Raw genomic sequence first — 18,717 nt, 5'->3', positions numbered from 1 at the left:
ACGTCAATGTGTCAATGCCACCCTACGTGCTCTCAGCTCCGGAGAGTTCGCGGCCCCGACCAACTTATTGTGCGAACTGTACGAAAACCGGTGGCTTACACCGACTGACGCAGGGGCACTTCCTTGATGAGCAGCACGCAGAGGATCGCAACGGCCGCCACCGCGGCCGAAGCCATGAAAACGGTGCCGGTTGCTTGACCATAAGCGTTCTCCACAATCAGCCGCACCGGCTCGGGCATGGCCGAAAGGTTCAACGAATCACCGCCACCGACCGGTATCCCGCCGACTCCTTGGCGGTTCAGGCCCGCGGCCACCAAATCTGTCACCCGGTCCGAGAGCATCGCGCCGAGTACCGCCACACCAGCGGATCCTCCCACCGAACGGAAGAAGGCCACCGAAGAACTGGCCGCACCGATATCGGTGACCTTTACGGTGTTCTGCACCGCCAACACGAGGTTCTGCAACATGAACCCCATCCCTACTCCGTTGAGGAACATGCCAACGGCCAACAGCGGATACGCGGTGTCCGCATTCATGCTGCCCAGCAGTCCGAGTCCCAGCACGTTGGTGACCGAACCGATCACCAGAAATACTTTCCAGCGACCGAAGCGGGAAATCAGCTGTCCGGAGGTCACCGAACCAGTAAAGTTTCCGACGATCATCGGCAGGGTCATGAGCCCGGCCAGCGTAGGGCTGGCTTCGCGGGCAATCTGGAAGTATTGACCGATAAAGGCACCGGAACCGAACATCCCCACGCCGATGGCGATTGAGGCCACAATGGCCAGCGCCGTGGTGCGAGTAACGATAATGTTCAACGGAATAATGGGCTCAATGGCTCGTCTCTCGACCAGCACGAAAAAGACCGCGAGGAACAACGCCCCAAACACCATGGTGTAGGTCTGCCACGAATTCCATCCGAAGGCTGTGGGTTTGCCAACGTAAGAAACCCAGATCAGCAACACGCTGACGGCGACGGTCAGCAAAATCGCACCTAACCAGTCAATATGCACTTTGCGTTTGAGGTGCTTGAGGTGCAACGTGCGATGAATAAGCCATATCGAGAACAAGCTAATAGGTACGCCAAAGAAGAAACACCACCGCCAGCCCAGCGGTGAATCGACCAATAGCCCGCCGAGGAGCGGACCGGTCGCTGTGGACACTGCCATCACTGCGCCGAAGTACCCCGAATAACGGCCTCGTTCGCGCGGCGCGATCACGGTGCCGATAACCGCCATTCCCATCGCGGTCAGCCCACCCATTCCAATGCCTTGGATGACACGGGCGGATAGCAGCATGGGAATGTTCATCGCGAACCCGGCCAGGACCGATCCGAGCACGAAAAGAAGAATGCCGCCTTGCAGGAGCTTTTTCTTATCGAAGAGGTCGGCCAGTTTCCCCCATATGGGAGTGGTCGCAGCGTTAGCCAACAGTGTGGTCGTCAGCACCCAGTTAAAGTCGGTCTGTGATCCGCCCAGCTCGTCCATGATCGTGGGAAGGGCAATAGAAACAATGGTCGTAGCCAGCATGGCCGCAAAAAACGAGGCCAGCACCCCGGCGATCGAACGCAAAACTTCGCGCTGATTCATTTGCGCCTTGTCCGCGGTGCGTTCAGTGCGATCGACCGGTTTCTCTGATGGGTTCATCTACGCCTGCTTCTCCTGGTCCGTCGTTCGTAGCCGATAGTCATCAATCGCCTCACGCAGCGCGTCGTTGAGCTCACCCAACGATTGCCCCAAAGCGTTCATCTGCTCCGCAGACCACTGAGGTAACGCGGCCGTCAAACGCTGGGCGCGGTGGGCTTCGCGCGTGGCCAGTGCGGTGCGACCGGCCTCAGTCGAAGCCAGGATGGCCCGACGCGCGTCATCGAAGCAGGTGTGTCGAGCGATCAGCCCGGCTCCTTCGAGCTCCGTCAAGTGGCGACTCACGGCTGCCGTCCCAATGCCCATGACGGAAGCTACGTCGGCTGCGTGGGTGGGTTCCTTCTTCGAGATCACGTGCAACACGTGAAAGGCCCCGTTGGACACGGCCTGAGCGGTGGTGTCTAGCTGCGCGAGCACGTGGAGCAAACGAGATCCACGGGATAATTCCTCGATCAGTCGTGCGGCCGAGCTGCGTGACTCCATTAGTTGAAACTCCCAACTGTTGACTAGGTCAACAGTATGGCGATTCGTTGACCTAGTCAACTAAATCGCCACCGGGCACCGGATAGGCTTATTGTCGTGAGCATTCCACCGAACGTCACGCCCGAATTCGCCGAACATCGTCGCCTCGATGCGCTACAGGCGGCTCGGGCCGCGGCCCTCGTGGTCAATCAGAACTTCCGGCTCGGCGTGCACGCCGATGAGAAAAGCAATCCGCACGACCTGGTGACCTCGGTCGATCGCCAGAGCCAAGAGATAATCACCGACCACTTGCTACGGAGCCTGCCCGGTTCGTGGGTTCTGGGCGAAGAAGGCGATGACAGCACGCAAAACCATGCCGCCGGTGCGGTGCAGTGGATTGTCGATCCCATCGACGGCACCAGCAATTTCGTCCATGGCGTGGCGTTCTTCGCAATCTCGATCGCTGCCGCAGTCGACGGTCAGCTCATCGCTGCGGCTATTGTGGATCCCATCTCGCAGGACGAATTCAGCGCAAACCTCGACACCGCATTCCTCAACGACCAGCCGCTTCACCCGAGCCCTCGCCCGGAGCAGACCAGGGCGAATCTCATGACGGACTACCCGGGAGCCGAATCCATCGGAGTCGACGGGACGCTCGCCTTGGAACTACTAGGACAGTGGATCGTTGATTTCGCCACCGTTCGACGCAAGGTGTGCGCCGCACTCTCCTTGGCCCATGTGGCCGCCGGTTGGTGCGATGCGGTGATCGGCTTCGACACCAAAATTTGGGATGTGGCCGCCGGAGCGCACCTAGTGACGGTCACCGGCGGTAGCTACCGTGGGTTGCGCTATGACGATACGAAGGGACCGGCCCACGCCGCCCCCGGCTTCATCGCCCAAGGACCGGGAGCTAACTATCCCTCGCTGGCGCGCGCGGCCGATCGCATCATCGCCGCACGACGCGACGCTCAATGAGCAGGTCGCATCACCCCAGCATCCGTCTGCGGGCACATCGCCTACGATAGTTCACACTTCGTCGCCAGCGGCCACGTGCTGCGCAGGCTCGGCCAACGCTAGGGCCCAGACTCGATATTCCTACCGGCGCAAGGAAAGAAATCTACGCCCACTCCGCAGACGATCCACAGCCCACCTACTGCGCCGACCTCGCAATAATCCCCCTGTGACCTCGGTATATTCGGTGGATCCGTCGCAACGGTCGAGCCTTCTTGGGCCTGAGGGCAATCTCTGGAGGTACCGAATGAACTCTTTACGTCCTGACGACGACAAGGTCGCTGGGCACCGGTGATTGGCCGTAGCGTCAGCACCCCTTGCACTTCGCGCAGATCGGCGTATCATCCGCGGTATGGCACCACTATTTCATCGGACCGCACACTCCGCCGTGCGGCACCATGGAGGCGGAGGGGTGATCCTCGGCGGCATCGGAGCAATTTTGCTCTTCGGTGTCTTCGCGGTGATGTTGGCTACCCGAGCCCTGGATTGGGAGCCAATGCTCATCGGAGTATCGATGGGTATTTCCGCCGTGCTCTTCGGCACGGTCTACCACTTCACGCACTAACGGCGAGAAGGTGAGCGCAACGCGGCCCGCCGCCAATGAGAAACAGGTTCTCACGGCAGCGGGCCACATCTTTGTCCCGAGACTTTAGCTCAGGTGGCGCTTAGTCCAAATGCGTCGGAGCAAACATCTTCAGTAGCGTTTCCACGACGATGACGTTCGGGCCGTCTGCGGCGAAGGATTCGCGCAGCGCGGGACCGATGTCTTCCGGGGCCACCTTACGGGCAGGCACCCCGAACGACTGGGCCAAGGCGACGAAGTCGGGGCGGGACAGCTCGGTTGCCGTCGCCTTACCGAAGGCGCCTTCCATGTACTCACGCAAGATCCCGTAACCGCCGTCATCGACGATCAGCCAAGTCACCGGCGCGTTGTGCTGTTTGGCAGTGGCCAGTTCCGCGATCGAGTACATCGACGACCCGTCGCCCGAGACCGCCAAGACGCGCGCGTCGCTGTGCGACGCGCCGGCGACCTCGAGGCCAATGGCACCGCCGATCGCCGAAGGGAATCCATAGCCAAGTCCACCGGCACCCTGAGCGGAGTGGAATTCACCCTCGCGCGAGTCCCAGCAGCTCCAACCCCAGTAGGCGGCAATGGTCATATCCCAGTAGGTCTGCATGGTCGATGGAACGGCTTCGCGGATGTCGGCCATGAACTTACGTTCCTTGGCCAGATCCTGCGCATCGAGGCGGCCCTTGACCTTATCCAGCGTGTTCGCGACCAATTCGGCCGCCGATTCCCCATGCCAGTCCACGGCCGCCTGATGCTCGGCATCCCGAAGCGCCTGAGCCAGGTACTCCAGTGCGGCGCGCGCATCGGCGCGGATACCCAAGGCCGGGGTATTCGACTCAAGCACCCGGGGTTCGGCGTCGATCTGGATCATCTTGCCGCGCGGGGTGAGGGTGAAGTAGTTACTGGTCACTTCGCCCAACGAGGAGCCGATGACGATGAGCGCATCGGCGTCCTCGAGCACCTCGGTCACGTAGCGGTCCTCTACCCAGGACTGCAGGGATAGCTCATGGTTCCACGGGAACGCGCCGTTGCCGCCGGGTGAGCACAGCACCGGGGCCTGTAGCAGTTCGGCGACCTCGAGCAACGCCTGCTTGGCCCCTGCACGGCGCACGCCGCCACCGGCAACGACGGCCGGGCGTTTGGCCTCGGCGAGCCAGCGTACGGCCTCGGCCACGAGCTCCACCCGCGGCGGATGCTCATAGGCCTCGGCTAGCGCATCGCGCACCGGTGGCACCATAACCGGTGCCAACAGCACATCCTGTGGAACCTCGACCCACACTGGGCCCATGGGTACCGTAATGGCATCCGCCCACGCATCCTGGATGGCCGAGGGAATACCCGAGGCGTGGTGCACGGTGCGCTGCGACTTGGTGACGTTCGCGGCCGAAGCCTTCTGGTCATCCAGCTGGTGCAGCATCCCCTTGCGGCGGGCGCCGAGTCCATCCAATGGGATCTGGCTGGCGACCACGACCATGGGCACACCGGTGGCGTAGGCTTCCTGCAAACCGGCCAATGAGGTCAAGGCGCCGGGACCGGTGGAGAGGAAGAGTACGCCCACTTCCCCGGTCGCTCGTGAATAGCCGTCGGCGGCGAAGGCCGAGTTGTTTTCCACGCGCGAGGAAATGAACTGCAGCTCGGAACGCGAGAGCGCGTCAAAGAGCCCCAGGGCATGCTGCCCGGGAATGCCAAAGACGGTCTTGGCGCCGAGTGCCGACAGTGTTTCGACGACGAGGTCGCCGCCGTTGCGCTGTGCCATAACCGCTACCGCTTGTTCTTGCCGTTGTTCTGACGGAACTCGCTGATCAGGGAGATCAGGTCGTAGGTGACGTGCGAGGCGGCCACACCGGTCAGTTCGGCGTGGTCATAGGCCGGGGCAACTTCAACGATGTCGGCGCCGACCACATTCATGCCGCGCAGGCCGCGCAGGATTTCGAGCAGCTCACGGCTGGTGATGCCGCCAGCTTCCGGGGTGCCGGTGCCCGGTGCGTGGGCCGGATCCAAGACGTCGATGTCGATGGAAATGTACAGCGGGCGGTTGCCAATGCGATCGCGCAGCTTGTCGACGATTTCGCGCACGCCCTGGTAGTAGACATCCGAGCTGGTCACGATACCGAAGCCGAAACGCTTGTCGTCTTCGAGATCCTTCTTGCCGTAGAGCGGACCGCGGGTACCCACGTGGCTGATCGCCTCGGTATCCAGGATGCCTTCTTCGACGGCGCGGCGGAACGGGGTGCCGTGGGTGTATTCGGCACCGAAGTAGGTGTCCCAGGTGTCGAGGTGGGCATCGAAGTGCAGCATGGCGACCGGCTGGCCGGCACGCTCGGTGGCCGCACGCAACAGCGGCAAGGCGATGGTGTGGTCGCCACCGATGGTGACCAGCGAGGAGCCATCGGCGGTCAGGTCCAGGGCGTTCTGCTGGATGGTTTCGATGGCTTCATTGATGTTGAAGGGGTTGACCGACATGTCGCCGGCATCCGCGACCTGGCTCAACGCGAACGGGGAAACGTCGGTGGCCGGGTTGTATGGGCGGATCAAACGCGAGGCTTCGCGCACGTGGTTGGCGCCGAAGCGGGCTCCGGGGCGGTAGGAGACGCCGGAGTCGAAGGGTACGCCGACGATCTTTACGTCGGCCTGCTTTACCTGGTCCAAACGTGGCAGGCGGGCGTAGGTTCCCAGGCCGGCGTAGCGCGGGGTGAGCGCGGCGTTGATTGGGCCAAGGTTGCCGTTGTCTTCGATGCGAATTTCTTCCATGGCGAAGATCCTTTCACTGTCGATCTGACACTCCACGGTGAGTTGTCAAATATGAAACGTAGGTTTTCTACCATGCTATTTAGAGGGCAGGGTCACGTCAAGGCTACGCCGCCAAGACATGAAAAAACCCGGGCGAACCCGGGTTAATTTTTAGCCGTCGACTCGGCCATCTGCGGCACTCACAGGGGGCCGAGCCCCGCGGACCAACGCCCTGTCGACCTCATGGATCCCTATGCCAAAGGCCAGGGACACCGCCAGAGATTTAATCATCAGTTGCTCCAGCGAGTACGCCACCCAGACCAGTTGCACCGGTCCGGCCAGCACGAGAATGAACATGCTCCAGAGCAGATACATCGCGGAGGTATGTGCCCCAAAGAGCTGCGGGTACCGCGCCCTGCGGCGCACCGTAGCCACTCCGAGGGCGATAATCACGACGGCCAAAATAGCCGCCCCGATAATGAAGAAGTTTCGTTGCGTGCGCAGGAATGTGAAGGTCACGCCAACCAACAGGCCGGTGAATAACGCCAACCCCCAGCCAATACTCTTCGGGGTCGAGTTGGATTTATCCTTGCTCACGCATTCCTCCCTCCCGCGCCGCTACTTTTCCTCCGCCGTAGTCAACACAGAGGACACCGACTTTAAGAATACGCGGTCAGCGGAGGCTAGAGCACCATTGTCCAGGTGACCACGCAGGGCTCATCGATGGGATTGATCCAGCTATGCGGTTCGCGGCCCGGGAAGGTGACGGTGTCTCCGGCGCTGAGCTCAATGCGTCGCTCCGGAAGAATGAGGATGAACTTTCCCGAGTGCACATGCAGAATCTCGACCTGACAATCCATCGAGTACAGATCGTCCTCGCCGGCTCCGTGTGGAGCGATCTCCGCACGGATAACCTGGACTCGTTTTTCGGTTCCCGGCGTAATCAACTGCTCGGTAATGCCCTCGCCGCCCAAGGAAATTCGCGGAGCATCGGCCAGCCGAATGATCTGCGTCTCGGGCACGCTGAACAGCTCCCCGACCTCGATACCCAACACCTCGCACAGCGAAAGCAACGTAGCGACCGACGGGCTGGTGAGATCGCGTTCGACGCGCGAAAGAAAGCCCTTGGTCAGGCCCGTCATTTCGCCAACCTGCTCAATGGTCAGGCGACGAGCCTGACGTGCGACTCGCAGTCGGGATCCAATATTGATGGCCGAGCCACTCGGCTCAACCGGCAACGCCTTCATTCGGGCAGTTCCCCTTTCCTCGGGTGGGTGCCCCAGGTTCAATCCAACGTAATTTTCGCCGGAAGGGGTTACATGCCCACGCATCGTAAACTACCATTCGTTTACCAATAGAAATATTTTGTTTCCGCAATCATCCACGCGGAGACACACTCGCACTCGTAAGTTAGGGACCATGATGGAAATCGTCAATGGCGCCATCGTCATCATTTATCTCCTAGGGATGCTCGCCTTCGGCTGGTGGGGCAAGACCCGCACGCACTCCAATTCGGACTTCCTCGTCGCGGGCCGTCGACTCGGCCCCGTGCTCTACACCGGCACCATGTCAGCCCTCGTGCTCGGGGGCGCCTCCACCGTCGGCGGCGTCGGACTCGGTTACAAATTTGGCCTCTCCGGTGCCTGGCTCGTTGCGGCCATCGGTATCGGCGTGGCCGCCCTATCGCTTTTCTTCGCGCCAAAAATCCAGCGTTTGAAGATCTTTACCGTTTCGCAGATGCTGAGCCTGCGTTATGGCTCGAAGACGGCCACGAACGGCTCTGGCGTGGTGATGCTCGGCTACACGCTGATGCTGGCCGCTACCTCCACCGGCGCCTACGCCACGGTCTTCACCGTCATTTTCGGTTGGGACCGCTGGCTGGCGATCCTCATCGGCGGCGCCATTGTGCTGATTTACTCCACCATTGGCGGCATGTGGTCGATTACCCTGGCTGATCAGGTCCAGTTCTTCATCACCACCGTTGGTGTCTTTGCCCTGATGTTGCCCTTCACGCTGTCGTCGGCCGGCGGACTTTCAGCTATTCGCGACCGCCTCGAAGCCGAGTTCTTCACCTGGGACGGCATTGGCACCCAGACCATCATCACCTACTTCGTCGTCTATGGCCTTGGCATGTTGATCGGCCAGGACATCTGGCAGCGCGTCTTCACCGCCCGTACCGACAAGGTCGCCCAATGGGGTGGGCTGACCTCCGGAATCTACTGCATCATCTACGGCGTCGCCGGCGCGATGGTGGGTATGGGCGCTCGTGTGGCGCTACCGGGACTGGCCGAAACCGCGAAGGACAACCCGGACGTTGTCTTCGGTACCGTGGCCAGCGACCTGCTGCCCATCGGTCTGGGCGGCATCGTGCTGGCCGCCGCCTTGGCTGCCATGATGTCCACCGCCTCCGGCGCCCTGATTGCCTCGGCAACCGTTGCTCGCAACGACGTGTTGCCTGTCGTGGCCAACCTATTCGGTCGCACGGTGCAGGTGGATCACGAGAGCAACCCGGAAGAAGACGTGAAGTCCAACCGTTACTGGGTGCTGGGGCTCGGCGTGCTGATCATGTTGCTGGCCATCGTCTTTACCGACGTGGTGGCCGCGTTGACCATTGCCTACGACATCCTCGTCGGCGGTCTACTGGTCTCGATCCTCGGCGGACTGATCTGGCGCCGCGGCACCGGAATCGGTGCGGCCTCCTCCATGGCCGCCGGGGCACTGGTGACCCTTGGCACCATGATCTACCTCGAGATTCAGGCCGAAGCGCCCTTCGCAGGCGTGTACGCCAACGAACCGATCTACTACGGCCTGGCCATTTCCGCCATCGTTTACGTGGTCGTTTCCTTGGCCACCAAGCCGACCGATGACTCGGTTCTCGCACACTGGAGCGAACGCTTGTCCGGTCGCTCGACCGAGGAAGGCGTGCGCCGCAGCTAGCCGGGGCACCCGCTGACCGGCAGGGGGCCGCGAACCACTTGGTTCGCGGCCCCTGTTCTTTTGCTGGAGATCTTCCTAGGCTGTGGACCATGAGTCTTAGTCAGGATCCAGGCGCGCAGCGCGTTCGAGAGTACCTCAACGAGGCGCGAGAAGCAGTGTTATGGAAATGCGCCGACCTGTCGGAGGCCCACGCCCGGCAGGAAATGACCGCCACCGGAAGTAGCATCATCGGGATCGTGCATCATTTGACGGCAACGGAGTACGCCTACTTCGGCGAATGCCTGGGCAGAACTCCGCAGGACGAACACATGCGTCAGGTGCTGGCCAGCGACGACCCACAGGCAGAATTCACCGTCCCAAAGGAGCTGACCCTGCGCGAGGTCTGCGAAAGCTACCGCCGCGCCATCGCTTTCGCCGAAGCCGCCTGCGACGAGCTCGAGCCCACCACCGCGGCCGAAGTAACCTGGTGGGTCACACACCGGCACACCAATCTGGCCCGCCTCGTCACTCACATGTTCGGCGAAACAGCCCGCCATGCCGGTCATATCGACATCTTGCGAGAACAGCTCGACGGCTTCGCCGGACTGTACGCCCATGCCCCGAATCTGCCGTAACAGAATTCGGTAGGCCACGCCGTACGGTAATATCGGCCGTGTAGCTTCACGAGATGTGGCGCCAAGCTCCGACTGGCCACACACCAACCCCAAGTTCATGGGTGGTTCGGATGAGGAAGCGGTCCGTGTGCCATTGCCACGGGCAAGAGCTTAAGCGCGAAGGATCGCCCATGGCCGACGCCGTGTTTCCCTTGATCGATACCCATGCCAATGTTGTCCGATTCCGGAGACAGGGCCGCTGGGAAGAATGGGGCATAGCCAATCCCGACGAACTGCTAGGTACGCTCTCGCGCGCGGTCGATCGGCCACGCTTCGACGCCGAAACACAGCAATTGTTGATCCGCACCGCCGCGCGTGGAGCCCGCGGAGGCCGGCTGCGCGTATTTAGTCTTGCCAAATTCCCCAGTCCCGCTTCGCTGGCTAGTGTGGGGAGCTGAGAAGTTCGCCTTCGCCGGGCGTAGCAGCCCGGCTTTGCCCCAGGAGCAACAACGCATGAGTAGCGACAGCTCGTCAGCACAGCCCACCTCGGCACAGATCCGCCGTTGGCGGCGCTATTTGGCCGATGAAATCGCCGAAGGCGCCATCTATCGAGAGCTGGCCGAACGCCGCACAGGGCAAGAACGGCAGATCCTGCTGGGGCTCGCGGAGGCCGAAGAACGGCATGAGGCCTATTGGCGGACCAAACTCGGCGAGCATGCACGCCATGTGCGTCCGTCGACCCGCCGCATGTTCCTGCGCTGGTTGGCACGTCACTTCGGGTCGGTCTTCGTGCTGGCCTTGGCTCAGCGCGCGGAAAGTAGCTCCCCCTACGAAAAGGATGCCGACGCCACCGCACAGATGGCGGCGGACGAACAGGTACACGAGGAAGTCATCAGGGCGCTAGCCACGGCGGGACGGGCACGCCTCTCGGGCAATTTCCGGGCCGCGGTTTTCGGGGCCAACGACGGTTTGGTCTCCAACTTGGCCCTCGTCATGGGCGTCGGGGCCACCGGCGTGGCCTCTGGTTTCGTGCTGTTCTCGGGTATCGCGGGCCTTTTGGCCGGCGCGCTGTCCATGGCAGCCGGTGAGTATGTGTCGGTACGGTCGCAACGCGAGCTGCTGACCGCCTCGCGGCCCACACAGGTCACTCTCGCGGCGGCCCCGAACCTGGACCTCGATGCAAATGAGCTTGTGCTGATCTACAAGGCGCGCGGCATGAGCGACGAAGATGCCGAGCACCGAGTTGCCGAACGCATGGGCCTTTTTACCTGTGACTGCAACCCTTCCTTCTCCTTGCATCCAGAGGCTCGCGCCGAAGAACTTGAGAAGGAGCACGAGGAGCTTGGCTCGGCCCCGGGCGCGGCAGCTTCCTCCTTCGCCTTTTTCGCCTCCGGCGCCGTCATCCCGATCCTGCCGTATATCTTCGGTCTGTCGGGCACCGGCGCGGTCGTGCTCTCGCTGGTCCTCGTCGGGTTGGCGCTGCTTGGTACCGGCGGCGTGGTGGGGCTGCTCTCCGGCGCCTCTCCGCTCAAGCGCGGCTTGCGTCAGCTCGGCATCGGGTTGGGGGCGGCGGCGGTCACCTACTGCCTTGGTCTGCTCTTCGGGACCACCGCCGTCTAACCTCACCGGCCTTCGCTTGGCTCCACATCCCAGCTCTCGAGCGTGGCCTTGGACCAGCTGCCGTAGGTTGGGTTCGGTAAGACGAACCATTCCCGGCCGAACTTGTCGGCTTGCTGCTGCACCAGTTCATGCTGGGTTTCCAGATCGCTTCCGGCATAGGCAGCGTCGAAGTCATGCATCGTGTCGCCCAGTTGCATGACCACACGGTGCTCGCTCTCTACCGCAGCGCGTCGTTCCTCCTTGGGAGGCCCGAGCAACAGCACCTGGTCTTCAACGGCCTGCGGTAGGCCCAGGCGCTGCAGGTCCGCCAACGTATCGTCGAGGTTCGCTTCGGTCCGATCGGAAATGTAGTAGATGTGCACCCCGAGCTCGTCGGCTCGTTTAAAGAAGTCCAGGGCCCCGTGGATGAGCGTGGGATCGCCTTCGCGTTCCCAATGGTCCCAGGTGTCCCAGGTGCTGTAGTCGTGGCAGTTTTCTAGATCGCGCGCTAGCAGGGCGCTGTTATCGATGGCGGTCTCATCGAGGTCGGTGATGATGGCCAGGTCTTCGCGGAGTTTGCCGCTTCGTCCCTTGGAGGCCTGTTGGACCACTTTTTCGAGTTGCTGCGTGGCCAACGCGTAGGTTTGTCCCTGCAAGGCCATGGCCTCGGCCGATTGTTGTTGCCAGCGCAACCCCATGGCATATTCCGCGACCTCACAGTGAGACTCGGCTCCCGCGGCGGCCGGCTCACCGCTGGCTAGCGCGTACCCGCCCAAACCACCAATGGCGAGGGTGGCTGCCACAGCAATCATCTTCTTCATATCGTTTCCTCCATGCGGTACGAACCGGTACTCCGACCGGCCTGACCGCGCCTACGCTAGCAAAGATAGTTGCCCACGTCACAGGGCGTTCCGTGATGTGTACACGCGCTAGCTTTGCAGCGTCGCACGGGTACGACGGCGTAGCGGTTGGACCGACTGCAGGAACTCCACGGCCGCGGCCCCCGAGTCCACCAGGGCAATCCGGAAGCGCATTGCTTTACCGGCGGACAGCGCTTTGAGCAGGGGGTACACCGGCAGGGTTTTCGTCCAATGTTCGACGCCGACCAAGACGATCGGGGTCACGCGGGCCGAGGGGGCATAGTAGTTTTCGCACGCATCTTGGAAAATCTCCTGCACCGTACCGGCGGATCCGGGTAGCACGATGATCCCGCCGTTGGACTGCTCGAGAAGGATCGATTCACGCATCGAGTTGGCGAAGAACTTCGCAATGTGGCTGGCAAACAAGTTCGGTGGCTCGTGCCCATAAAACCAGGTCGGTATGCCCAGCGAACAGCCCGTCCGGGCAAAACGTTGTTGCACCGCCAGCGCGCTCCGCGCCCATGCGGTGCGACTATCCTGTGCCAGGGGTGCCTCGGCCAACATGTCGATGGCCTGATCAATTTGCGGGTTTTCGTACCCCGCGAGCCAGGCTCCGGCATTCGCCGCCTCCATCGCACCCGGGCCTCCCCCGGTGGCCACGCTATACCCGCTACGTGTTAGCAACGCGCCGAGGCGTACTGCTTGGGCGTAGCTCTCGCTTCCGCGAACACAATCATGTCCGCCCATCACCCCAACGATCGGCGAGCGCGAAAACCTGCCCTCATACACCTCGTGCTCCAATGCTCGAGCGACGTGGTGATCATGCAAGGTTGTGGCCAGCGCGAATTCCTCGGTCGGCCGGCCGGGCACCGCCTGTTGTTGGGCAAAGGCGTAGATCAGCGCGTCGGGCACCTGCCGGTACCGGAGTTGTTCAATTCCGGCATACAGCTCCTCGGCGGTGTACAGCGCACGGCGTTGGGCGTTGAAGGGTGCGACCTCGGTCGACTGCCCCAGACAGAGTGCCCCGTGCAGTTGCACCTGTTCTTGCACCCCGTCGGCGAAGGTGCACCCGATGAAAAGGCACCCCGTGTAGTCCAAGCGACGTAACATCCCGGTACGCTCGCGCAAGTCGAGCTGATGAACCCGCCAATTGCGGGCCAATGCTGCATCGGTTTCCACCGCGGTAGTGGCCAACCGATCGAACTCGGCCAGGCTCGTGATGTTCACGGCCCGTGAGGGCAACAGTGAGTAGGACTGCGACATGGCACTACGCTACGCGCCCCGGAGGCCGAACGCATCAAGACGACACCGAAATTTCGGCCCCGGCGCGGATCGTGAAACGATATACGGATGAACGATGCCGCACCGATCCTCGATTCCAGAGTGCTTCTGGCTTATTTGGGCAATGCGCCCTATTTCTATGGCCAGCAGTTAGCGGCGCAGGAGGCCGTGACGATCTCCTGCGAGTTCGACAACGAGAAGCACACCATCACGGGGCGGATTCTGGAGACCGCCGAGGAGCAAGAAGAGCCTCAGTTACTGGCCGAGCCGGGCCTGAAATTGGTGCGTTCTGGTAGCGGCTGGCAGATAGACGAAGCCTGGTGTGACTGCGAGCAAGCCCCGAAATGCAAGCATGTCGCCGCCTTGGCCATCGCCAGTGGCAAGCAGGCCAGCGCCACCCCCGCGACCGGCACCCCGGCAACCGTCGAACGTTCCCACGCGGCTTGGGAAGAAACCATTAACTCCTGGTATGAGCCACTGGAAAACGATCCGGAAGCGGGGTTGACCGGTTCGGCCAATGATCCGGTCACACCGATGGCATTGCAGGTCATGCTTTTCGACGCGCATGACGCCTCCGCCACCCAGTGGGCGCCGACCGGGCATCAGCTGCCGGCCGCGGTGCGCCATCAGCGCTTCCGCCTCGGCGTACGCCCCATGGTGCGCAACGCCGAAGGTCGCTGGGTGCGCGGCCAACTGCGCTGGACCACGCTGGTGTACAAAACCTTCGGCTGGAACCTGTTGCGCACCCAGCATCACTGGTTCGCCCGTTTTGCGGCGCTGGCCCATGCCAACACGCAGCTGCAGTTCAAGGTGGATGAGGACTGGCTGTACCTCGACGAGTATTCCTCGCCGTTACTGTGGTCGATGCTCGAGGAAACCTCGGCGCTGGGCATCGAGCTCTTGCCGATGCGCGCAGAGACCAGCATCGCATTGCTCGAGCCAGCCACCCATGAACTTCAGGCGCATTGCGATGAGACCGGTGATATACATTTGACCGGTGCCTTGCGGCTGGGCGAGGAGATCATCCCGCTCTCCGCCGACACCCCCGCAGGGACCATCGGCAACCACGGTTACTACCTACAACGTCAGCAGCCATCGCAGATCCTGTTGGCCCCAAGCCGGGAACCCCTGCCGACCGAGACGCGGCGTTGGTTCACCCACCGCGAGCCACTTCAGATTCCGCAGGATGACCGCGAGCATTTCCTCGCCGACAGCTACCCCTTACTCGCTCGCCGTTTCGCGGTGCGCAGCATCGATGAGCAGCTGCAACTGCCCGAGCTGCAACCCCCGGTGGTGCGTGCCCGGGTGGACTATAAGCGCAGTACCGCCAGCGGTAGCACCGAAGATACGGCCGAGCTGTCCTTCACCATCAAGTACCCGGGGATCGATGAACGCCACGATGTTCATGATGCCGCCGCCGAACGTGAACTAATTGCGCTGGTCGACGACCTGTTCACCGAGCAGACCGGTCTGCACAACGCGGATCTCTCGCCACGCTTCTTTACCGGTGAACAGCTCATTGACTTCGTCTCCTCGCTTCTGCCGGCGCTACAGAGCACCGAACGTATCGAGGTTGTCGAACGCGGAACCCGACCGGTTTTTCGTCAGCTCTCCGAGCTGCCGCAGTTGAAAATTAACGCGGTCCCCTCCGAACAAAACGACTGGCTAGATCTGGGGCTGTTGATCACGATTGGCTCCTATGAGGTGCCCTTCGCCACCATTGTGAAGGCGCTGAGCACCGGAGCGATGAAGGTCAAACTGCCCGATGACACCTGGTTCTCCTTGGACCAGCCGCTCTTTGCCAAGCTTAAGGCCCTTGTCGACGAGGCACAGCGGCTCAACGATGTGCCTCCGGAAGGAGACCTCCGCGTCACCTTGATGCAGGTCTCGCTCTTCGGCGAACTCGACGAGCTGGCCGAAGGGGTGGACGGGGCGGACTTGTTCATTGCGCGCATGCGTGCGCTATTGAACATCGCCGAAGCGCCCGACCCGGAGGTCCCGGCGGCGCTAGATGCCACGTTGCGCCCCTACCAGCGCGAGGGATACGCCTGGCTGACCAGGCTCTACCACGGTGGTTTCGGCGGAATTCTGGCCGACGACATGGGGTTGGGTAAAACGCTGCAGACCATCGCCCTGATTCTGCACGTCCACGAGGTCTGGGCCGACGCGACGGCCAAGAAACAGCTACCTGCCGCCCAGCGGCAGCGTGCCCCGTTCTTGGTGGTGGCTCCCAGCTCGGTGGTCTCCAACTGGGAAACCGAAATTCGCCGTTTTGCCCCGGGGCTCGATGTGGCCAGCGTGGAAGGCACCCTTGCCTCGGCCCAAGACCTTGCACAACTCTGTGCGAGCAATGACATCGTCTTGACCACCTATACGCTGCTTCGGCTCAACGACGAACTCTACGAAGGTCAGCGCTTCGCTGGTCTGGTGCTGGATGAGGCACAGTTCGTGAAGAACCGCTCCACCAAGGCCTACCGGGTCGCTGGCAATCTAGACGCCCCGTTCAAGCTCGCGGTCACCGGTACCCCGATGGAGAACAACCTCACCGAGCTGGGCTCGTTACTGCACCTGATCGCCCCGGCGCTGTTTATTAGCACCGCGAAGTTTAACCGGCAGTTCGCCCGGCCCATCGAGGTGCTCGGCGACACCGATACCCTGAACTTGTTGCAGCGGCGAATCAAACCCTTCATGTTGCGCCGCACCAAGGAATCGGTGGTGCTCGACCTCCCAGCCAAGCAGGAGCAGCAAGTGCTGGTCACGCTGACCGAAGAGCATCAGCATGTTTACGACACCCATCTGAACCGTGAACGGCAGAAGATCCTGCGTCTCATTGACGATCTGGATAAGAACCGGTTCACCATTTTCCAGTCGCTCACCCATCTGCGCATGTTGGCCTTGGAACCGTCGCTGGTTGACCCCGAGTTGGCCAGTGTTCCCGGGTCGAAGCTCGCCGCACTGTTCGAGCAGTTAGAGGACGTACTCAGCGAGGGGCATCGCGCGTTGGTGTTCTCGCAATTCACCTCGTACCTAAAGGTCTTTGCCCGGCAGCTCGAAGAACGCGGCATCGACTTTGTCTACCTCGATGGCAATACGCGCAATCGTTCCGAGGTCATCAACCAGTTCAAGGAGGGGCGGGCACCGCTGTTCCTGATTTCGTTGAAGGCCGGTGGGTTCGGTCTAAACCTCACCGAAGCGGACTACTGCTTCCTGCTGGACCCGTGGTGGAACCCTGCCGTCGAGGCCCAGGCCGTCGATCGTACGCACCGCATTGGTCAAAAACGTCATGTAATGGTCTACCGGATGATTTCCAAGGGCACTATTGAAGAGAAGGTCGTGGCCCTGCAACAGGCCAAGCGTGAGCTGATTTCCACGGTTATGGACGACGGAGATGGCTTTGCCAAGGCACTTTCGGCGCAAGATATTCGAGAGCTGCTCGAGTAACAGCTTGATTAATGCGGGGCCAAAGGGAGCATATTTCCCTCCCCGGGGGTTATATTCGATATGGCTGACATACTGGCTTTCCACGACGGATCGCTGGTATTCCAGCCCGTTTGTCGCGGGACTTCTGCGACAGACGCAACGCACAACTAAGGTGGATAACCGTGTCACTGATCAAATCGGAGGCCGTGGGTACCGACAGCGATGACTGGTTGGATGCTCAGATCAGCACCGACGTGGATCGGGTAGTGATTGAAACTGAGCAGGGACGCATTACCCTGCAGAACGAGCCGCTGCTCCAGAAAATCAGGCGTATCATCGCTTCGCCGCTGGAGGAGATCTTCTACAATCCCAAGCACCGCATGCTCCTCATCCCTGGAGCGTTCGCGGTAATCGGCTCGTCCTTCCTGCGCGTCGACTCGGACGCTGCGGGCGGGTTACGGGACTAATAAGGTCCTACCGCCATCCTGCGGCCCTTTATCGGCCCCAGAGAATGTTTCCTTAGCCCTAGCGGACTTTCGCTCCTGCGAAGGTCCGTGGGGCCTCCCCGAGCCGGACACACACCGAGGTTCGGCCTTGGCATCACCTAGAAACTAACGAGAAAGGCTCCCCTCGCCACAGCCCGGATGCCAATGATGGCACCGGCCCACGGCGAGGAGAGCCTTTCTTTGCGTTTCGCGATTAAGCGGAAACCGAAGCGAAAACCTCGCGCAGCAAGCGCGCGGTCTCCGACGGGGTCTTGCCCACCTTCACGCCAGCGGCTTCGAGAGCTTCCTTCTTGGCCTGCGCAGTACCGGCCGAACCCGAAACGATGGCGCCTGCGTGGCCCATGGTCTTACCCTCGGGAGCGGTGAAGCCGGCAACATAGCCGACGACCGGCTTGGTGACATTGGCCTTGATGTACTCGGCCGCGCGCTCTTCGGCGTCGCCACCGATTTCACCGATCATCACGATGGCCTTGGTCTCCGGGTCAGCTTCGAAGGCTTCCAGGGCGTCGATGTGGGTGGTACCGATGACGGGGTCACCGCCGATACCGATGGCGGTGGAGAAGCCGAGGTCACGCAGCTCGTACATCATCTGGTAGGTCAGGGTGCCGGACTTGGAAACCAAGCCGATGGGGCCCTTACCGGTGATGTTGGCCGGGGTGATACCCACCAGTGCCTCACCCGGGGTGATGATGCCTGGGCAGTTCGGCCCGATGATGCGGGTGATCTGCTTGCCGTTGGCGTCAACCTTGGACTGGGCCAATGCCCAGAACTCGGCCGAATCCTGGACCGGCACACCTTCGGTGATGACAACGACCAGACCGATCTCGGCCTCGATGGCCTCGATGACGGCGTCCTTGGTGAACTTCGGCGGAACGAAGACGATGGATACGTCGGCGCCGGTCTCGGCCTTAGCCTCGGCTACGGTGCCGAACACCTTGATGTCCTTGTCACCGTGGGTCACGGTGGTGCCGGCCTTGCGGGCGTTGACACCGCCGACGATGTTGGTGCCAGCCTTGAGCATCAGTGCGGTGTGCTTGGTGCCTTCACCGCCGGTGATGCCCTGGACGATGACCTTGGAGTCCTTGTTCAGGTAAATGCTCATTTTCG

17 protein-coding genes and 1 riboswitch are annotated in these 18,717 nt (G+C 61.7%); of the genes, 8 read left to right on the top strand and 9 right to left on the bottom strand.

Annotation, left to right across the window (positions count from 1 at the left end; genetic code table 11):
* Positions 1-95 precede the first annotated feature (95 nt).
* Together ACYU0X_RS03240 and ACYU0X_RS03235 are read right to left on the bottom strand one after the other, a co-directional pair.
* A complete protein-coding gene (locus ACYU0X_RS03240) occupies positions 96-1,643 on the bottom strand; it encodes an MFS transporter (RefSeq protein WP_418908390.1) in 1,548 nt (515 codons plus the stop codon).
* Positions 1,644-2,123, bottom strand: a complete 480-nt coding sequence (locus ACYU0X_RS03235; protein ID WP_418908389.1) for a MarR family winged helix-turn-helix transcriptional regulator — start codon at positions 2,121-2,123, stop codon at positions 1,644-1,646.
* A 96-nt stretch (positions 2,124-2,219) separates the two neighbouring features.
* Here ACYU0X_RS03235 and ACYU0X_RS03230 point away from each other — a divergent pair, with 96 nt between their 5' ends.
* Both ACYU0X_RS03230 and ACYU0X_RS03225 read left to right on the top strand, forming a co-directional pair.
* On the top strand, positions 2,220-3,077 hold the full coding sequence (locus ACYU0X_RS03230) for an inositol monophosphatase family protein (RefSeq protein ID WP_418908388.1): 858 nt from the start codon (positions 2,220-2,222) through the stop codon (positions 3,075-3,077).
* Between the two features lie 388 nt (positions 3,078-3,465).
* On the top strand, positions 3,466-3,678 hold the full coding sequence (locus ACYU0X_RS03225; RefSeq protein ID WP_309408810.1) for a hypothetical protein: 213 nt from the start codon (positions 3,466-3,468) through the stop codon (positions 3,676-3,678).
* A 100-nt stretch (positions 3,679-3,778) separates the two neighbouring features.
* Here the strand turns inward: ACYU0X_RS03225 and ACYU0X_RS03220 are convergent, their stop codons facing one another.
* The 4 genes from ACYU0X_RS03220 to ACYU0X_RS03205 all read right to left on the bottom strand — a co-directional run bounded on the left by ACYU0X_RS03220 (position 3,779) and on the right by ACYU0X_RS03205 (position 7,661).
* The gene (locus ACYU0X_RS03220; RefSeq protein ID WP_418908387.1) at positions 3,779-5,440 is read right to left on the bottom strand and encodes a thiamine pyrophosphate-binding protein; all 1,662 of its coding nucleotides are present in this window, start codon (positions 5,438-5,440) and stop codon (positions 3,779-3,781) included.
* Between the two features lie 5 nt (positions 5,441-5,445).
* Complete coding sequence (gene speB / locus ACYU0X_RS03215; RefSeq protein WP_309408814.1) at positions 5,446-6,435, bottom strand: agmatinase; 990 nt, start codon at positions 6,433-6,435, stop codon at positions 5,446-5,448.
* A 150-nt stretch (positions 6,436-6,585) separates the two neighbouring features.
* The gene (locus ACYU0X_RS03210) at positions 6,586-7,011 is read right to left on the bottom strand and encodes a hypothetical protein (protein WP_418908386.1); all 426 of its coding nucleotides are present in this window, start codon (positions 7,009-7,011) and stop codon (positions 6,586-6,588) included.
* 86 nt (positions 7,012-7,097) lie between these two features.
* A complete protein-coding gene (locus ACYU0X_RS03205) occupies positions 7,098-7,661 on the bottom strand; it encodes a helix-turn-helix domain-containing protein (protein WP_309408817.1) in 564 nt (187 codons plus the stop codon).
* 175 nt (positions 7,662-7,836) lie between these two features.
* Here ACYU0X_RS03205 and ACYU0X_RS03200 point away from each other — a divergent pair, with 175 nt between their 5' ends.
* From ACYU0X_RS03200 to ACYU0X_RS03185, 4 genes are all read left to right on the top strand, one after another.
* Positions 7,837-9,351, top strand: coding sequence for a sodium:solute symporter family protein (locus ACYU0X_RS03200; RefSeq protein ID WP_418909291.1), 1,515 nt, complete (start codon positions 7,837-7,839; stop codon positions 9,349-9,351).
* A gap of 89 nt (positions 9,352-9,440) precedes the next feature.
* Complete coding sequence (locus tag ACYU0X_RS03195) at positions 9,441-9,965, top strand: DinB family protein (RefSeq protein ID WP_418908385.1); 525 nt, start codon at positions 9,441-9,443, stop codon at positions 9,963-9,965.
* Between the two features lie 44 nt (positions 9,966-10,009).
* Positions 10,010-10,120: riboswitch (SAM riboswitch) on the top strand.
* Between the two features lie 15 nt (positions 10,121-10,135).
* Positions 10,136-10,402 carry a hypothetical protein gene (locus ACYU0X_RS03190; RefSeq protein WP_418908384.1) on the top strand — a complete coding sequence of 89 codons (267 nt, stop codon included), beginning with the start codon at positions 10,136-10,138 and terminating at the stop codon, positions 10,400-10,402.
* 55 nt (positions 10,403-10,457) lie between these two features.
* Positions 10,458-11,564 carry a VIT1/CCC1 transporter family protein gene (locus tag ACYU0X_RS03185; RefSeq protein WP_418908383.1) on the top strand — a complete coding sequence of 369 codons (1,107 nt, stop codon included), beginning with the start codon at positions 10,458-10,460 and terminating at the stop codon, positions 11,562-11,564.
* 2 nt (positions 11,565-11,566) lie between these two features.
* On the opposite strand, the gene ACYU0X_RS03180 is transcribed toward ACYU0X_RS03185, so the two are convergent.
* Positions 11,567-12,364 (bottom strand): 5'-nucleotidase, lipoprotein e(P4) family, encoded by a 798-nt coding sequence (locus ACYU0X_RS03180; RefSeq protein ID WP_418908382.1) that lies wholly within the window; start codon positions 12,362-12,364, stop codon positions 11,567-11,569.
* A 108-nt stretch (positions 12,365-12,472) separates the two neighbouring features.
* Positions 12,473-13,666, bottom strand: a complete 1,194-nt coding sequence (locus ACYU0X_RS03175; protein ID WP_418908381.1) for an LOG family protein — start codon at positions 13,664-13,666, stop codon at positions 12,473-12,475.
* A gap of 87 nt (positions 13,667-13,753) precedes the next feature.
* On the opposite strand from ACYU0X_RS03175, the gene ACYU0X_RS03170 reads away from it, so the two are divergent.
* Together ACYU0X_RS03170 and ACYU0X_RS03165 are read left to right on the top strand one after the other, a co-directional pair.
* A complete protein-coding gene (locus ACYU0X_RS03170) occupies positions 13,754-17,125 on the top strand; it encodes an SNF2-related protein (protein WP_418908380.1) in 3,372 nt (1,123 codons plus the stop codon).
* A 161-nt stretch (positions 17,126-17,286) separates the two neighbouring features.
* Positions 17,287-17,571, top strand: coding sequence for a hypothetical protein (locus ACYU0X_RS03165; RefSeq protein WP_309408828.1), 285 nt, complete (start codon positions 17,287-17,289; stop codon positions 17,569-17,571).
* A 232-nt stretch (positions 17,572-17,803) separates the two neighbouring features.
* On the opposite strand, the gene sucD is transcribed toward ACYU0X_RS03165, so the two are convergent.
* Complete coding sequence (gene sucD, locus ACYU0X_RS03160) at positions 17,804-18,712, bottom strand: succinate--CoA ligase subunit alpha (protein ID WP_309408829.1); 909 nt, start codon at positions 18,710-18,712, stop codon at positions 17,804-17,806.
* Between the last annotated feature and the right edge of the window lie 5 nt (positions 18,713-18,717).

The organism is Glutamicibacter sp. X7 (assembly GCF_054889245.1).
The sequence above is the reverse complement of the archived record's forward strand: the minus strand, read 5'-3'. Positions and strand labels throughout refer to the sequence as shown.

Excerpts from the sequence above, each read along its gene's own strand:
- ACYU0X_RS03195 (WP_418908385.1), top strand. The coding sequence starts at position 9,441 with ATGAGTCTTAGTCAGGATCCAGGCGCGCAGCGCGTTCGAGAGTACCTC.
- ACYU0X_RS03170 (WP_418908380.1), top strand. The coding sequence starts at position 13,754 with ATGAACGATGCCGCACCGATCCTCGATTCCAGAGTGCTTCTGGCTTAT.
- ACYU0X_RS03205 (WP_309408817.1), bottom strand. The coding sequence starts at position 7,661 with ATGAAGGCGTTGCCGGTTGAGCCGAGTGGCTCGGCCATCAATATTGGA.
- ACYU0X_RS03175 (WP_418908381.1), bottom strand. The coding sequence starts at position 13,666 with ATGTCGCAGTCCTACTCACTGTTGCCCTCACGGGCCGTGAACATCACG.
- ACYU0X_RS03180 (WP_418908382.1), bottom strand. The coding sequence starts at position 12,364 with ATGAAGAAGATGATTGCTGTGGCAGCCACCCTCGCCATTGGTGGTTTG.
- ACYU0X_RS03185 (WP_418908383.1), top strand. The coding sequence starts at position 10,458 with ATGAGTAGCGACAGCTCGTCAGCACAGCCCACCTCGGCACAGATCCGC.
- ACYU0X_RS03190 (WP_418908384.1), top strand. The coding sequence starts at position 10,136 with ATGGCCGACGCCGTGTTTCCCTTGATCGATACCCATGCCAATGTTGTC.
- sucD (WP_309408829.1), bottom strand. The coding sequence starts at position 18,712 with ATGAGCATTTACCTGAACAAGGACTCCAAGGTCATCGTCCAGGGCATC.
- ACYU0X_RS03235 (WP_418908389.1), bottom strand. The coding sequence starts at position 2,123 with ATGGAGTCACGCAGCTCGGCCGCACGACTGATCGAGGAATTATCCCGT.
- speB (WP_309408814.1), bottom strand. The coding sequence starts at position 6,435 with ATGGAAGAAATTCGCATCGAAGACAACGGCAACCTTGGCCCAATCAAC.
- ACYU0X_RS03240 (WP_418908390.1), bottom strand. The coding sequence starts at position 1,643 with ATGAACCCATCAGAGAAACCGGTCGATCGCACTGAACGCACCGCGGAC.
- ACYU0X_RS03225 (WP_309408810.1), top strand. The coding sequence starts at position 3,466 with ATGGCACCACTATTTCATCGGACCGCACACTCCGCCGTGCGGCACCAT.
- ACYU0X_RS03200 (WP_418909291.1), top strand. The coding sequence starts at position 7,837 with ATGGAAATCGTCAATGGCGCCATCGTCATCATTTATCTCCTAGGGATG.
- ACYU0X_RS03220 (WP_418908387.1), bottom strand. The coding sequence starts at position 5,440 with ATGGCACAGCGCAACGGCGGCGACCTCGTCGTCGAAACACTGTCGGCA.